Source organism: Limnohabitans sp. T6-20, assembly GCF_003063505.1.
GTDB lineage: Bacteria > Pseudomonadota > Gammaproteobacteria > Burkholderiales > Burkholderiaceae_C > Limnohabitans_A.
On record NZ_NERW01000001.1, the window covers coordinates 730848 to 745376 of the forward strand.

Consider the following 14529-nt stretch of genomic DNA (forward strand, 5'->3'; position numbering starts at 1 on the left):
ATGCACTGGCGCTGCTACGCTCAGCGCCATGAACACCGCCACACGCCCCCATGAACCCGCACCCTATGTGCCCCAGATTCGTCTGTACCAAAACTGGCTGCGCGACCAACGCGGCCTGAGTTTTGCGGCTTACAACGACCTGTGGCGATGGTCGGTGACCGATCTGGAAGGCTTTTGGCAAAGCATCTGGGATTACTTCGGGCTGGAGTCGCCCACGCCGCACAAAGCGGCCTTGTCCAAAAATGCGATGCCTGGCGCGGTGTGGTTTGAAGGGGCCAAAACCAATTACGCGCACCAGGTGTTCCGCCACGTTCAGCCCGCCCAAGCGGCGGGTTTGTCGGCGGTCATCAGCATCAACGAAAAAGGCCTGCGCCGGGAGATGAGCTGGCCCGAGTTGCGCCGTCAGGTGGCCGCTTTGGCCTTGCACTTGCAAGCCCACGGTGTGCAGCCGGGCGACCGCGTAGCCGCTTATCTGCCCAACATCCCCGAGGCCATGGTGGCGTTTTTGGCCACCGTCAGCGTGGGCGGTGTGTGGAGCATTTGCGCGCCCGACATGGGCACCAACGCGGTGCTCGACCGCTTCAAGCAGATCGAGCCCAAGGTGCTGATTGCGGTGGACGGCGTGAGCTATGGCGGGCGCGATTTTGACCGCATGGCCGTGCTGCAGGAGTTGAAAGACGCTTTGCCCACCGTGCAACACGTCATCGTGCACGAGAACCTGGGCACGCTTGACCTGGCCAGCTGCGACGTGGCGGCCAGCGTGCAAATGTCGGCCATCACATCGCGCGACGACGCCGAGGTGCAGGCTTTCGAGCCACTGTGGCTGCCGTTTGACCACCCGCTTTGGATTGTGTATTCCAGTGGCACCACCGGTCTGCCCAAGCCCATCGTGCATGGCCACGGCGGCACCGTGATCGTGGCGCTGGCCAACAAAATTTTGCACAACGATGTGGGTTGTAGCTACCACCCCAACAGCTTTGGCGAGCGCTTCCATTGGTACAGCTCCACTGGCTGGGTCATGTGGAACGCTCAGGTAGCGGGCTTGCTCAATGGCGTGACTTGCGTGATCTACGACGGCAACCCCGGAGGCAGCAAAGACAACCCCGATTGGGGCATTTTGTGGCGCATGGCGGCGCAAGAAAAAGTCACCTTCTTTGGCGCGGGCGCAGCCTACTTTGCCAATTGCCAAAAGGCTGGTTTGGACATTTCGCGTTGCGGTGATTTGTCCAAGGTGCGTGCTCTGGGCACCACCGGCTCGCCCTTGTCACCCGAGACCCAAAGCTGGGGGAGCGAGCAGTTTCAGAAGATCGGCACCGACATCTGGTGGTGCAACATCTCGGGCGGCACCGATTTCGCGGGCGCTTTTGTGGGCGGCCACCGCGAGCTGCCGCAAGAGCCCGGCGTCATGCAGTGCCGCATGCTCGGCGCGGCGGTCGAGTCGTGGAACGAAGCCGGCGAGCCGGTCAAAGGCGAAGTGGGCGAGCTGGTCTGCACGCAGCCCATCCCGTCCATGCCGCTGTTCTTTTGGGGCGACAAAGAAAATGCCCGCTACCTTGCCAGCTACTTCGAGATGTACCCCGCAGGCCATGGCCGAAAGCCTGGTGGCGGCGACGGTCCGGCCAGCATGGGTGGCGTCTGGCGGCATGGCGATTGGCTGCGGATTGGCAACGGGAATCCTGAGACAAAGGGCGAGGGCGAAGGCTGCGTCATTTTTGGCCGCAGCGACGCCACCATCAACCGCCACGGCCTGCGCATGGGCACCAGCGAGCTGTACAGCGCCGTCGAAGCCCTGCCCGAAGTGATGGACTCGATGGTGGTGGACTTGGAGTACCTGGGCCGCGAAAGCTACATGCCGCTGTTTGTGGTGTTGCGCCCCGGCACCGTGCTGGACGATGCGATCCAAGCCAAGCTCAACAACGCCATCAAGGTGGCGCTCAGCCCACGCTTCATTCCCAATGAAATTTTCCAGGTGGCCGAGATTCCGCGCACCCTGTCCGGCAAAAAGCAAGAGCTGCCGATCAAGAAACTCATGCTGGGCCAACCGCTGGGAAAGGTGGTCAACAAAGACGCCATGGCCAACCCGGGGTGTCTGGATTGGTATGTGAGTTTGGCCAAAGCGCATTTGGCCAAGGCGTGAACTGGCCGAGGGCAGTGGTCACTTGGAGTACACGCGGTCCATAACCATTCATGAAACAGGCATTGAATAAGGAAAAAATGCCAAAACTTATTGAATGACAATAGCTTAGAACGACCGTATCATTGATATATCTATTCAGATATCCATTCAATGACCGCCACTGAAACCCTGCTCTTTGCCCTGCGACGCCACAACGGCCACGCCAGCAGTCCCGAGCTGCAAGCGCAGCTGGGCGTGAGCCAGCCCACAGTTTCGCGCCTGCTGACCCCTTTGTTGGCAACGGGCCAGGTGGTCAAGGTCGGGGCGGCCAGGGCGCAGCGCTACCTGTTGCCGCGTGATGTGCCGAGTGTGGGGCGGCAGGTGCTCATTCATCAGGTGCATCCCAGTAGCGAGCTGCAAGCCTTTGGCACGCTGTACCCATTGGCTGGTGGTGGTTTTTGGATGGAAGAAACCGACAGGGCCCACGGTCAAAGCGCGTTTCACCCCAGCCTGCCCTGGTTTTTGATGGACACCCGCCCCCAGGGCTTTTTGGGCCGAGCCTTTGCGCAAACCCATGCCGAGCTGGCCTTGCCTCCCCATCTGGCGCACTGGAGCGACGACCACATCCTGCTGGCGCTGGTGCGCGCTGGCGAAGACCTGTCCGGCAACCTGCTGGTGGGCGCGGCTTCGCTCGACCGCTATCTGGCTCTGCCCCCAAACCGCAGTGCCGCCCCGGTGGTGACCGATCCGGCGCAAGACTATCCCCGTCTGGCCCTGCAAGCCTTGGGCAGCGCGGCCCCCGGCTCTAGCGCGGGCGGCGAGCAACCCAAGTTTGGCGCGGTGACGCATGGCGTGCCTGTGCTCGTCAAGTTTTCACCCGCAGGCGACGCCCCGGCCGACCAGCGCTGGCGCGATTTGCTGGTGTGCGAGGCATTGGCTTTGCAAACGCTGCAAGCCGCAGGCATTGCCGCCGCACAAACCGACATCGTTCAGGCCTGTGGCCGCGTCTTTTTGCAAAGCCGCCGCTTTGACCGCACAACTCAAGGCCGCGTGGGCATGGTGTCTTTGGAGATGTACGACGCGCACTACATCGGCATCGGCTCGCAATGGGCCGCCACCGCCATGCAGACCAGCCGCGCCGGTGCCGAAAGCCTGAGTGCCGCCGACATCCAGACCCTGTGCCTGCTCGACGCCTTTGGCGCACTGATCGCCAACACCGACCGCCACCACGGCAATGTGTCGCTGCTGCTGCACCAACACCGCTGGCAACTGGCCCCCGCCTACGACATGCTGCCCATGTTTTATGCGCCGGTGGCGGGCGAAGTGGTTGAGCGCGACTGGGCCAGCCAGCGGCCACGGCCCAACGCCCATACCCTGAGCGTCTGGCCGCAAGCGAAGGCGCTGGCCTTGCAGTTCTGGCAATGCGCTGCGGCGGATAAGCGAATCAGTGAGGAGTTTCGTGCGGTGGCGAGGGTCAATGGTGAGGTGGTGCGGGGGCTTTGAGCCCAGGGTGTAACAAAGAAAACGGCGTGCCGCTTTCGCGTGCACGCCGTTTTGTTTTAGGCAAACCCAAAATCAGTTCTTGTGCAACTCAGCGTTCAACTCGCCCCAGCTCTTGTTGCGTGGGATCGCGTGCAAGGCGCCCGACTGTGAATCGCGGCGGAACAGGATGCCGTTTTTGCCGGACAGCTCTTTGGCTTTCATCAGGCTGCCATCGGGCAGTTGCACGCGGCTGCCGCCGGTGATGTAGCAACCGGCTTCGACCACGCAGTCGTCACCCAGCGAGATGCCGATGCCGGCGTTGGCGCCCAGCAGGCAGCGTTTGCCGACCTTGATGACTTCTTTGCCGCCACCCGACAGCGTGCCCATGATGGACGCGCCGCCGCCGATGTCGCTGGCGTCATCCACCACCACGCCCGCGCTGATGCGGCCTTCAACCATGCTGGCGCCCAAGGTGCCCGCGTTGAAGTTGCAAAAGCCCTCGTGCATGACGGTGGTGCCGCTGGCCAGGTGCGCGCCCAGGCGCACGCGGTCGGCGTTGGCGATGCGCACGCCCGATGGGATCACGTAGTCGGTCATTTGCGGGAACTTGTCCACGCCTTTGATCTCCAGCAGGCGGCCAGCAGCGCGTGCCTTCAGGCGGGCGGCGGGCACATCGGCCACGGCGCAGGGGCCAAAGTTGGTCCAGGCCACATTGGCCAGCAGGCCAAAAATGCCGGTCACGTTGGCGCCATGCGGCTGAACCAGGCGGTGGCTCAGCAGGTGCAGGCGCAGGTAGGCGTCGTGCGTGTCGGTGGGCGCGTCGGCCAGGCTTTTGATCTCGGTGCGCACGGCCACCACGAAGGTGCCACGCACAGTGCAGGCGGTCAGGGCTTGGGCCACATCAGCGCCCAAGGCGGCCACGGCTTCGGCTTCGGTCAAACGGGTGCTGCCGCTGGCGGCCACATCGCCCGCCAGTTCGGGGGCCGGGAACCAGGTGTCCAGCACGGTGCCGTCAGCGGCCAGGGTGGCCAGGCCCGTGGCGCGTGCGCCGGTGGTTTGGAAAGTGCTCATGGTGTTGCTCCGAAAAAATGGCCCGCCGGGATCGGAACAGGGCGAGCCGTTGGGAATCTGAAGGCGTGATTATCGGGGATGGCTGGAATTGGCATTGAGGAGCGCGAATGGTGCCAAAATGAGCCACGATTTGACGGAATGCGAGACACCCATGAACAGAATCACTTTGACCCCCGGACAACGCGGCGGACGGCCTTGTATCCGTGGGCTGCGGATTTCGGTCTATGACGTCCTGTCCATGCTGTCCAGTGGCATGCCTGTGGCTGAAATATTGGAAGATTTCCCAGAACTGCAAATGGAAGACATTTCGGCTGTGCTGGCTTACGCCGCAGACCGTGAGCACAAGGTTTACACCCTGGCGGTGCAATGAAATTGTTGCTGGACGAGAACCTCTCGCGCAGACTGGTTCCATTTTTGCAGCACGACTTTCCGGGCAGTTCACAAGTGGTGCTGTTGGGGCTGGAGTCGGCAAACGACACCCAAGTTTGGCAAACCGCCAAAGAACAAGGCTTTGTCATCGTAACGCGCGATGCCGATTTTGAAGAACTGTCCTTGGTATGGGGTCAGCCACCCCAAGTGATTTGGCTGAAAACCCAAAACCAGACCCGCGCCGCCACGCTCAAAATCCTGCTTGAAAACCGCGAAGCCATTGAAGCCGCATTCAACGCTGGCCAGGCTTGTGTAGAAGTCACAGCATGACGATGCTGCAATGACCGTAAAAACCCCAAACTGAACGCCTGGCGTTCGTTGAAAGTCAAAAACGCATCCAGCTTTTCTGGCCCAGTCTTTCAAAAACACTTCTTGAAGTCGCAGGGCTTGGTCTTCTGCGTAATCCAGCCACATCGTCACGATGCGGTTGAGTGATTGGATTTCAGGCTCATGGCCATGGTAAAAATCTCGCGCACCCGCAGGTACATGCGCCGTTCGCTGGCGCGAATGTCTCGAATGCGCTCCAGCAACACATTGAAACGGTCGGGAGCCGCCGAATCGCCTACCGGCGGGTTCTTCAGGCGCTCGACATCCAGCAAAAAGCCGTTGACCAGATAGTCCCGCAAGCGTTCGGTGGCCCAACGGCGAAACTGCGTGCCCCGTGCCGAGCGCACCCGGTAGCCCACCGCCAGGATGGCGTCGAGGTTGTAGTGGTCAATGTTCCGATTGACGGTTTGCTCACCCTCTTGGCGAACTATTAGGAATTTCCTAATGGTTGCCGAAGATTCAATCTCGCCATCGGCAAAAAGCGTTTTCAGATGCTCGTTGATGGTGGGCACTTTGACCTGAAAAAGATCGGCCCATCAAGGCTTGCGTTAGCCAGAGCGAATCCTCGATGAACCGACACGCCACACGGGTACGACCATCCTCGGTTTCGTAGAGCAGGAATTCGCCGGGGATAAATGTTTGGCTTGTCTCGCTGCTCATGCTTTACACCGTTTCATCGAACAGCAGAGTGGAGGAAGAACCAGCGACCTCTTTTCCGACCCAATGCAGCGTTGGCGTGTTGTTTCCCTTTGGTTCAAGTCACCGTTCACCCAGCAAGGGCGAGCGGCCAATTTTGTTCGTCTCGGCCGCCAGCTTCGGCGGCGCAGAAAACCCTTCAAACGCCTCGCCCGCCACCCAGTCGCCCACGGCATACACGCGTTGATCGCGCAGGCCCTGCACGCCTTCGGCCCAGGCCAGCAGCATGCGTTTGCCAATGTCTTCAAAGCCGGGGTGCTCGGTCATGGCCTGGCGCACTTGGTGGCCCACTTCGGCCACGGCGTCGCTGATGGCTTGCACCATGTGCAGCTGTTCTTTGGGCTGGATGCCGAAGGTGGCGGCGATGAACTTTTGCAGGTTTTTGCCGGGCAGCCAGGTTTTTTTTCCCATGAATTCGATGCCCGGTGGGTTGTGCTGAAAGCCCGCATACACGCTGGTGGTCAGCATGCCGTAGGTGGGCGAGAGGTGCACGTCGGCGCGGCTCGTGTAGAGCAGGGCCAGGTTTTTGGCGTGGCAATCGGCGTTGCGCAGTGCATAGGTCAGCAGCAGGGTGTTGGCCAGTTGGCGGAATGTGGTCAGCCGCTGCGGGCCGGGCACATGGTCGCGCACGGCTTTGGCGATGCGTTCCCAGGTGGTGTCGTATTTGGCGGCGGGGCGCAGACCCAGCAGGCTGCAAAAGTCTTCCATGCCCCAGTGCGGCTGGCCGTGCTCGTCCACGTCAAAACGGTGCACCACCAGGGCCTGGCCATCGTCGGACACTTGCGTGTGAGCGGTGGGCATGATGCGCCGGGCCACTTGCATGCACAGATGTTCGTTCAGGGCCACAAAGGGCAGCCGGGCGCTGGAGCCTTTGACGATGTGCCGCCGGGTGATCAGGCTGGCTTTGGGGTGCGCGCCCAGTGGCAGCGCCTGGTCTTCTTGGGCGTCCAAAAATTTGGGCACCACGCCCGACACGCCGCTGGTGGCGTGTTCGCGCACCAGCGCTGCAAAGGCGGCCTCGGAGTTGTCGCCCTTGAGCAGCGCGGCCACTTCAATGGGTTTGGCGGGCTCGTTCAATGCGGCACCGGGCGCGGCCACTTGCAAGCGGCCGACCATGTTGCGGCCAATGACCGATAGCAGGGCCGCAGGGCTGGCGCCGATGTGCGGGCCCAATTGTTCTTGCAGCACTTGCAGCAAATAGCCTTCGGGCAGGTTCATTTGCAGCACGGGCGGCAGCTGGTCGTCCCAGACATAGCTCTCGGTGCGCACCGGCATGGTGAGCGACACGAAGTCGTCTGTGGCCACGCCGGGGTGGTAAGTCAGCACGCTTTTGAAGTCGCCAGATGGCACCAGCGTGGCCACTTCGCGGCCCAGCACGAATACAGACAGTGGCATCAAGTGGCCTTTTCTTTGGGTTTGGATGGCCGTGCTTCCGTCTGTGCACGTTCGCGGCGCAGTTCGTCCAGGTTGCCGGTCTGGCCCTGGGTTATCACGCTCAGCTCCGCCCCTAACGCGGCCAGCACCGCCAGCAGTTTGCGGGTGCCAAATTCAGCGCTGCGGCCTCGCTCAAAGCGCGACAAAGATTCCGCCGTCACGCCGGCCATGGCCGCGACATCGCCTTGCTTGAGGCCCAGCAGTTTGCGCCGTGCAGCCACGGCTTCGCCAAGTTCTTGGAGGGTTTGCAATTGATTTTTACGTCAAGTTTTTTCTAATAAGCCAATATTTTGATATAAAAATCAAGAAATGCAAAATTCCGATGCCCATAAACCCCTGGGCGTTCACACATTCGCGAGCAGGGGCTCGCTCCCACACCGTCAGCGCAGGGTGGCACTTCAGCCCGGCTTGCGGTTGACCAGCACAATCCCCACAGCCACCAGCCCCAGCGCCGCCAGCAGCGTGGGGGTGGCCGCCTCGCCCAGCAGCCAGGTGCCAAACAGCAGGGCAAACAAGGGCGTCAAAAACACGAACACCGAAATCTTGGTGGCCGGGTAGCGGCCCAGCATCCACATCCAGGCCAGGTAGCTGGCGAAAGCACCGATCACGGTTTGTGCCAGCATCGAGCCCCAGGCCAGTGGGCTCCAGTTGAAGTTCCAGCTTTCGCCCAGTGCCAGCGAGATCCAGGGCACGGCCACGGCGGTGGTGGCGATTTGATAAAACAGCAGCTTTTCAGGGGCGATGCGTGTCAGGTTTTTGGCGCGGATGGTCACCGTGGTCAGACCCCACAGTGCCCCGGCGGCCAGGCCCAGCAAATCGCCCAAAGCGCTGTCGCCGTGACTGCCCGCGCCCAAGCCTTCGCGCATGGCAAAAGCCACCGCCACAAAGGCGCAGGCCATGCCCAGCCATTGCAGGGGGCGCAAACGCTCTGACTTGACGAACAGCGGCACCAGCGCAGCCACCCAAAACGGCGAGGTGTAGAGGAACACCGTCAGGCGTGAGGCCGAGGTGTAGCGCAAGCCCAAATAAATGCAGGCGAACTCTGCCGCAAACAGACCACCCGCCAACAAGCCGGGCCACAGGCTGCCATCGCGTGCAAACAGGCGCACACCGCGCACGCGGCACCACGCCAGCAGCAGCACACAAGCGCCCACGCAGCGCAAGCTGGCCTGAAACAGGGGGGCCACTTCACCCATGATGGATTTGACGAGCACCTGTTGCAGGCCCCAAAACATGCAGCAGGCCAGCAAGGTGCCGATGGCCAGTCCGTCCAGATGGTCTTTGCGCGAATTCATGGCCCGCATTGTGCCGTGCCGGATGGGCGGGACGTGTCACCTGCGGTCCTGGCTCTTGCGGCAGGTAACATGTGCGCCACCATCCAAGCCGTGCACCGAACTTCCATGAACTCAGCCCCAACGCCTGAATCCTTGACGGGGATTTCACCTTGCACGAACGTGTCCCGGCGCGACTGGAACCGCATGGCTTTGGCTTTGGCCATGTCGCCCTGGCTCGCGCCTGCCGCCCAGGCACAAGCGCTGACCAGTGCGGCCGGCGCAGGCCAAGGTCCGCGTTGGCATGCCGATCCGTTCAGTTTGGGTGTGGCCAGTGGCCAGCCGCAGCCGGGCAGTGTGGTGTTGTGGACCCGCTTGCGCATCACCGAGGCCGATGCGGCCTTCAAAGCGCAAAGCATTTCCGTGGTGTGTGAGGTCTTTGCCGATGCCGCTTTGCGCCAACCCGTGCGCCAGTGGCGTGTTCAGACCGATGCAGCGCGTGCCCACAGCGTGCATGTGGTGGCCAGTGGTTTGCAAGCGGGGCGACCATATTGGTACCGTTTTGTCTGCGGCAGTGCCACCAGCCCGGTGGGGCGGGCGCGCACCAGCCCGGGCGTTCATGATGTGGTGGACCGCCTGCGCATTGCGCTGGCGTCTTGCCAGCATTACGAGCAGGGCTACTTTGTGGCGCACCGCGAGATGGCCCAACGTGATTTGGACCTGGTGCTGTTTGTGGGCGACTACATCTACGAAAGCTCCAACCCGCAACACATGTTGCGCAAGCACTTGGGCGGTGTGCCCACCTTGTTGGACGAGTACCGAGACCGCCATGCCCAGTACAAGACCGATGCCGATTTGCGCGCCTGCCACGCAGCCCACACCTGGCTGATGACTTGGGACGATCACGAAGTGGTCAACGATTACGCCAACGACCTGGACCGCAACTTCAGTGATCCGCAGGTGTTTTTGCGCCGCCGCGCTGCCGCCTACCAGGCTTACTTTGAACACATGCCGGTGCGCCTGGGGCCTGATCCGGCCAACCCCAGTCAGATGCGCATCCATGACCGTTTGGCGTGGGGGCAGCTGGCCGATGTGTGGACGCTGGACTGCCGCCAATACCGCGACCACCAGGCCTGCCCTGACCCGAACCGGGGCGGGGGCCGCGTGGTGGTGGGCTGCGATGCCTTGGCCGACCCAGCGCGCAGCATGCTGGGCATGGCCCAAGAGCAGTGGTTCACCGAGGGCCTGACGCGCAGCACCCGGCGCTGGAAGTTGGTGGCGCAGTCTACCCAGATGAGCTCCAGCGGCGTCAACACGCCTTTGGGCCGCAGTGCGTTCACCGATGGTTGGGATGGCTATCCGCAGGCGCGTGCCCGTTTGCTGAGCACCGTGGCAGAGGCGCAGTTGAAAAACGTGGTCATGTTGGGGGGCGATGTGCACATGAACGTGGCGGCCCAGTTGCGTGTGCAAGCCAATGACGAGCGTTCGCCCGTGGTGGCCAGCGAGATCGTGACCACGTCCATCACGTCACGCGGCCTGGGAGAAAAGTTGCTGGCCCAAATCCGTGACAGCAACCCGGACATCTTGCATGCCCGCTCCGATGAGCGCGGTTACACCTTGCTGGAGGTGAAGCCCGAGGGCATCAGTGCTGAATTCAGGACCACCCCCAACCCGGCCTTGGCCGATGGGGTGTTCAAGGTGCAGGCGAAACTGGGCATCCGTTCAGGGGTGGCCGGGGTGCACAAAGACGGGTGAATTTTGAATGGCTTGGGCTTGGGTGCGACCCCTCGGTCTTTTTTTGATCTGCGGGGCTAGAATCCGGCCATGAACACCGATACCCAGAAACCGTTGAAGAAGTCTTTCAAGATCCAGATGCTGGCGGCGCGAGAGACGGCGATCATCCAGTCGGTGAACCGCTTTCTGGCCGAAAAGGGCTTTGACGCCATGACAGTGGATGAAGTCGCCGCCGAGGTGGGCATTGCCAAGGCCAGCCTTTACAAGCATTTCACCAGCAAAGAAGAACTCGCTTGTGCCGCGATGGTGGCTGCCATGCGCAAGGCGCAAGACTTTATCCAGTCCTTGCCTGCCGATCAGGCACCCATCGACAAACTCAAGGCCGTGACGCGCTGGACCATGACCCTCAAGCTGCAGGGCTTGATGCCGTCCTTGCCCAGCCAGAACTCCAGCTTGCGCGCCACCTTGATGGCGAACAAGGATTACATGGACGGATTGATGGAAGTCAGCGATGCGCTGGGCGGCTGGATCGAAGAAGCCCAGGCGCAAGGACAAATCAACAAGGGCTTGCCCGCCGTGGCCGTGCTCTACACCTTGTTTGCACGAGCCTGCGACCCGGTGCTGGAATTCCTCAAAATGGGCGAACAGCACACCGACGAGCAAATCCTTGATCTGGTGATGAGCACCTGCTTTGACGGGCTGAGTGCCCGCTGAGCCCAAGCCCCCATTCGGCCGCAGGGGGGCGGCCTCCCACAGGCACAGTGCACTGGGGTTTTGCTAGGAGCGAGCCCCTGCTTGCGAATGTGCGCTGGGTGTTCAGCGCACCAGCAGCACCGGCACTTTGCAGTGCGCCAGCACCTGGGTGGCCACCGAGCCCATGACCAGATTGCCCAAAGTGCCGTGGCCGTGTGAGCCCATCACCACCAGATCAAATTTGCCGCTGTCTGCTGTCTTGGAGATGGTTTCGCCTGCGTGACCCACTTTGGACACGGTTTTGGCATCGATGCCGTGGCGCAGCAAGAATTTGGTGACCGGGCCCAGCACTTTTTCCGACTCTTCGCGGTGGAAGGTTTCAACCGCTTCCTTGCCCACCACCGCGCGTGCGCGAGGCGGCAATTGGGGCTGCACTGTGAGCAAGGTGTAGCTGTTGTTGGCACTGAACAACTCGTCGTGAGTGGTCAGGTAAGCCAGCATTTTTTTGGTGTATTCACTGCCATCAACGGCCAACAAGATTTTCATGGTGTGCTCCTCAATGAGATCAAACAAGCTTTGAATGTAGTCAACTCTTGAATACCGTTTTTGACTCAGGTCATGAAGTTCACGAACACCTGAAATTTCACCGAAAAATGGTGCCCGCCGATCAACGGTGGTTTCAAACCGGCCAAGTGGGTAGAAGAAATGTCAATTTTCACAAACTTTCAAGCAGATACAGGGGAAAGTCCTAGGCTTATATTGCAAAAAAGTACATGTATTGGCCAATTTTGTACAAATGCCGACGCAAGTCGTCATCAGAATCCATCCCACGGTCAGTACAGCCGTTTGCCCCACTTTCATTCCATCCAAGGAGACAACTGTGAAATTCCGCCTCGCATCCACCCTCTGTGCCGCGCTGTTCAGCGCTGGCATGGCCCACGCCGCCACCGAACTCGTCATCGCGACCGTCAACAACGGTCACATGATCGAGATGCAAAAACTGTCCAAAAACTTTGAACAGGCCAACCCCGACATCAAACTCAAGTGGGTCACTTTGGAAGAAGGCGTGCTGCGTCAACGCGTGACCACCGACATCGCCACCAAGGGCGGCCAGTTCGACGTGATGACGATTGGCATGTACGAAACCCCGATCTGGGGCAAAAAAGGCTGGTTGCAGGAACTCAAAACCGACGCCGCCTATGACGTGGACGACCTGCTGCCCGCCATGCGCAATGGCCTGAGCGTGGACGGCAAGCTGTTTGCGGCACCGTTTTATGGCGAAAGCTCGATGCTGATGTACCGCAAAGACCTGGCCGACAAAGCCGGTGTGCAAGTGCCCGAGCGCCCCACCTGGCCGCAAATCAAAGACTTGGCCGCCAAAATGCACGACCCCAAGAACGGCGTGTACGGCATCTGCCTGCGCGGCAAGCCGGGCTGGGGCGACAACATGGCTTTCCTGTCCACCCTGGTCAACACCTTTGGCGGTCAGTGGTTTGACATGAACTGGAAACCCCAGTTGGAGTCCAAGCCCTGGAAAGAAGCGATCAACTTCTACGTGGACCTGTTGAAAAACTACGGCCCACCCGGCTCGTCGGCCAACAGCTTCAACGAAATCCTGGCGCTGACCAACTCCGGCAAGTGCGGCATGTGGATCGACGCGACCATCGCCGCCTCGTTTGTGAGCGACCCCAAGCAGTCCAAAGTGGCCGACAAAATGGCCTTTGCACAAGCCCCCACCATGAACACCCCCAAAGGTGCCAACTGGCTGTGGGCCTGGTCGCTGGCCATTCCTGCAGGTTCCAAGAAAGTGGATGCGGCGCAAAAGTTCGTCAGCTGGGCCACGTCCAAGGACTACATCAACCTGGTTGGCAAAACCAATGGATGGGGCACCGTGCCCACCGGCACCCGCAAGAGCACTTACGCCAACGCCGACTTCTTGAAGGCCGCACGCTTTGCATCGGCTGAAAAGACCGCCATCGACTCGGCCAACCCGAACGATTCCACCTTGCCAAAGAGCCCGTATGTTGGCGTGCAGTTCGCCGCCATCCCCGAGTTCCAGGCGATTGGCATTGCGGTCGGCCAGCAAATGAGCGCGGCTTTGTCGGGCAAGTCCACCGTGGACGCTGCTTTGAAGGCCAGCCAGACTGCCGCTGAACGTGAAATGAAGAAGGCCGGTTACTACAAGTAAGCCCGGTGAACGGCCAGCCAGCGTCCGGGCACCGTGCCCTGGCGCTGGCTGAGTCGACTCAGGGCTTGTGCCCAGGTGCCGCCTGACCGGCTTTGCGCTCTGCTGTTTCCGATCTGCCTGCCGTCTGTCGCTTCCGCTCCGTGCTTCCGGTCTCTTGAGAGATGCTCCCCATGACCCGCCCTATGTCTCACCCCTTACCCGATCAGCGCCCCAGCCTGCCTTCGCGCTTGCTGCCCCGTTTGCTGCTGACGCCCGCCGTGGCCACGCTTTTCCTGTGGATGATCGTGCCGCTGGTGATGACGGTTTATTTCAGCGTCATCCGCTTCAACCTGATGCAGCCCGACCAGAGCGGTTTTGTCGGACTGGAAAACTTCGAATACTTCATCACCGACGCGTCTTTTGGCACGGCGGTGGGCAACACCTTGCTGCTTTTGGGCAGCGTGATCGCCATCACCGTGGTGCTGGGCGTGGCCATTGCCTTGCTCATCAACGAGCCGTTTGCTGGGCGCGGTCTGGTGCGGGTGCTGCTGATTTCGCCCTTCTTTGTCATGCCCACGGTCAATGCGCTGCTGTGGAAAAACATGATGATGAACCCGCTGTACGGCGTGCTGGCGCAGGTGTGGCTGTTCTTTGGTGCCACGCCAGTGGACTGGCTGACCGACTTTCCGCTGCTGTCCGTGATCATCATGGTCGCGTGGCAATGGCTGCCGTTTGCCACGCTGATTTTCATGACCGCGCTGCAAAGCATGAACCGCGAGCAGCTCGAAGCCTCGCGCATGGACGGCGCCAACTACGGCCAGCAATTGCACTATCTCTACATCCCCCACCTGGGCCGCTCGGTCGCCGTGGTGGTGATGATCGAACTCATCTTTTTGCTCAGCGTGTTTGCCGAGATTTACACCACCACCGGCGGTGGCCCGGGTGACGCGAGCACCAACGTGGCCTTTTTGATCTTCAAGCAGGCCCTGCTGAACTTTGATGCCGGTGTGGCTTCGGCCGGTGCGCTGTTTGCCGTGGTGCTTGCCAACATCGCCGCCGTTTTCATGATCCGCATGGTCGGCAAAAACCTGGACAAGTGAGCAAACCCC

Annotated in this window: 14 protein-coding genes; 8 read left to right on the plus strand and 6 right to left on the minus strand. The window is 61.0% G+C overall.

The window, feature by feature from the left end:
• Positions 1–28 precede the first annotated feature (28 nt).
• Together B9Z33_RS03455 and yjjJ are read left to right on the plus strand one after the other, a co-directional pair.
• Complete coding sequence (locus tag B9Z33_RS03455) at positions 29–2137, plus strand: acetoacetate--CoA ligase (protein WP_108285588.1); 2109 nt, start codon at positions 29–31, stop codon at positions 2135–2137.
• A 150-nt stretch (positions 2138–2287) separates the two neighbouring features.
• A complete protein-coding gene (yjjJ, locus tag B9Z33_RS03460; RefSeq protein ID WP_108285589.1) occupies positions 2288–3619 on the plus strand; it encodes a type II toxin-antitoxin system HipA family toxin YjjJ in 1332 nt (443 codons plus the stop codon).
• A 72-nt stretch (positions 3620–3691) separates the two neighbouring features.
• On the opposite strand, the gene dapD is transcribed toward yjjJ, so the two are convergent.
• Positions 3692–4669 carry a 2,3,4,5-tetrahydropyridine-2,6-dicarboxylate N-succinyltransferase gene (gene dapD, locus B9Z33_RS03465; RefSeq protein WP_108285590.1) on the minus strand — a complete coding sequence of 326 codons (978 nt, stop codon included), beginning with the start codon at positions 4667–4669 and terminating at the stop codon, positions 3692–3694.
• A gap of 151 nt (positions 4670–4820) precedes the next feature.
• Here dapD and B9Z33_RS03470 point away from each other — a divergent pair, with 151 nt between their 5' ends.
• On the plus strand, positions 4821–5039 hold the full coding sequence (locus B9Z33_RS03470; protein ID WP_108286133.1) for a DUF433 domain-containing protein: 219 nt from the start codon (positions 4821–4823) through the stop codon (positions 5037–5039).
• Positions 5036–5368 carry a DUF5615 family PIN-like protein gene (locus B9Z33_RS03475; protein ID WP_108285591.1) on the plus strand — a complete coding sequence of 111 codons (333 nt, stop codon included), beginning with the start codon at positions 5036–5038 and terminating at the stop codon, positions 5366–5368. The genes B9Z33_RS03470 and B9Z33_RS03475 overlap by 4 nt, the downstream gene beginning before the upstream one ends.
• Before the next feature lie 146 nt (positions 5369–5514).
• Here the strand turns inward: B9Z33_RS03475 and rhuM are convergent, their stop codons facing one another.
• The 4 genes from rhuM to B9Z33_RS03495 form a co-directional block, all read right to left on the minus strand.
• Positions 5515–5937 (minus strand): RhuM family protein, encoded by a 423-nt coding sequence (gene rhuM, locus B9Z33_RS15585; protein ID WP_199220273.1) that lies wholly within the window; start codon positions 5935–5937, stop codon positions 5515–5517.
• Positions 5938–6184: 247 nt separating this feature from the next.
• Complete coding sequence (locus B9Z33_RS03485) at positions 6185–7516, minus strand: type II toxin-antitoxin system HipA family toxin (RefSeq protein ID WP_108285592.1); 1332 nt, start codon at positions 7514–7516, stop codon at positions 6185–6187.
• Entirely contained in the window at positions 7516–7806 is a 291-nt protein-coding gene (locus tag B9Z33_RS03490) for a helix-turn-helix domain-containing protein (RefSeq protein WP_108285593.1), read from the minus strand. The genes B9Z33_RS03485 and B9Z33_RS03490 overlap by 1 nt, the downstream gene beginning before the upstream one ends.
• A 147-nt stretch (positions 7807–7953) precedes the next feature.
• Positions 7954–8850 carry a DMT family transporter gene (locus tag B9Z33_RS03495; protein ID WP_108285594.1) on the minus strand — a complete coding sequence of 299 codons (897 nt, stop codon included), beginning with the start codon at positions 8848–8850 and terminating at the stop codon, positions 7954–7956.
• 105 nt (positions 8851–8955) lie between these two features.
• Between B9Z33_RS03495 and B9Z33_RS03500 the strand changes: the two genes are divergently transcribed.
• A complete protein-coding gene (locus B9Z33_RS03500; protein WP_108286134.1) occupies positions 8956–10581 on the plus strand; it encodes an alkaline phosphatase in 1626 nt (541 codons plus the stop codon).
• Between the two features lie 69 nt (positions 10582–10650).
• A complete protein-coding gene (locus tag B9Z33_RS03505; protein WP_108285595.1) occupies positions 10651–11274 on the plus strand; it encodes a TetR/AcrR family transcriptional regulator in 624 nt (207 codons plus the stop codon).
• Positions 11275–11376: 102 nt separating this feature from the next.
• On the opposite strand, the gene B9Z33_RS03510 is transcribed toward B9Z33_RS03505, so the two are convergent.
• Complete coding sequence (locus tag B9Z33_RS03510; RefSeq protein ID WP_108286135.1) at positions 11377–11799, minus strand: universal stress protein; 423 nt, start codon at positions 11797–11799, stop codon at positions 11377–11379.
• A gap of 385 nt (positions 11800–12184) precedes the next feature.
• Here B9Z33_RS03510 and B9Z33_RS03515 point away from each other — a divergent pair, with 385 nt between their 5' ends.
• Both B9Z33_RS03515 and B9Z33_RS03520 read left to right on the plus strand, forming a co-directional pair.
• The gene (locus tag B9Z33_RS03515) at positions 12185–13441 is read left to right on the plus strand and encodes a sugar ABC transporter substrate-binding protein (RefSeq protein WP_108286136.1); all 1257 of its coding nucleotides are present in this window, start codon (positions 12185–12187) and stop codon (positions 13439–13441) included.
• A gap of 170 nt (positions 13442–13611) precedes the next feature.
• Positions 13612–14520, plus strand: a complete 909-nt coding sequence (locus B9Z33_RS03520) for a carbohydrate ABC transporter permease (protein ID WP_233252717.1) — start codon at positions 13612–13614, stop codon at positions 14518–14520.
• Positions 14521–14529: the final 9 nt, after the last annotated feature.

What these genes read in the sequence shown, in the direction of transcription:
- B9Z33_RS03520 (WP_233252717.1), top strand. Translation starts at nt 13,612, where the DNA reads ATGACCCGCCCTATGTCTCACCCCTTACCCGATCAGCGCCCCAGCCTG.
- B9Z33_RS03510 (WP_108286135.1), bottom strand. Translation starts at nt 11,799, where the DNA reads ATGAAAATCTTGTTGGCCGTTGATGGCAGTGAATACACCAAAAAAATG.
- B9Z33_RS03455 (WP_108285588.1), top strand. Translation starts at nt 29, where the DNA reads ATGAACACCGCCACACGCCCCCATGAACCCGCACCCTATGTGCCCCAG.
- B9Z33_RS03515 (WP_108286136.1), top strand. Translation starts at nt 12,185, where the DNA reads ATGGCCCACGCCGCCACCGAACTCGTCATCGCGACCGTCAACAACGGT.
- yjjJ (WP_108285589.1), top strand. Translation starts at nt 2,288, where the DNA reads ATGACCGCCACTGAAACCCTGCTCTTTGCCCTGCGACGCCACAACGGC.
- B9Z33_RS03500 (WP_108286134.1), top strand. Translation starts at nt 8,956, where the DNA reads ATGAACTCAGCCCCAACGCCTGAATCCTTGACGGGGATTTCACCTTGC.
- B9Z33_RS03475 (WP_108285591.1), top strand. Translation starts at nt 5,036, where the DNA reads ATGAAATTGTTGCTGGACGAGAACCTCTCGCGCAGACTGGTTCCATTT.
- B9Z33_RS03470 (WP_108286133.1), top strand. Translation starts at nt 4,821, where the DNA reads ATGAACAGAATCACTTTGACCCCCGGACAACGCGGCGGACGGCCTTGT.
- dapD (WP_108285590.1), bottom strand. Translation starts at nt 4,669, where the DNA reads ATGAGCACTTTCCAAACCACCGGCGCACGCGCCACGGGCCTGGCCACC.
- B9Z33_RS03485 (WP_108285592.1), bottom strand. Translation starts at nt 7,516, where the DNA reads ATGCCACTGTCTGTATTCGTGCTGGGCCGCGAAGTGGCCACGCTGGTG.
- B9Z33_RS03505 (WP_108285595.1), top strand. Translation starts at nt 10,651, where the DNA reads ATGAACACCGATACCCAGAAACCGTTGAAGAAGTCTTTCAAGATCCAG.
- B9Z33_RS03495 (WP_108285594.1), bottom strand. Translation starts at nt 8,850, where the DNA reads ATGAATTCGCGCAAAGACCATCTGGACGGACTGGCCATCGGCACCTTG.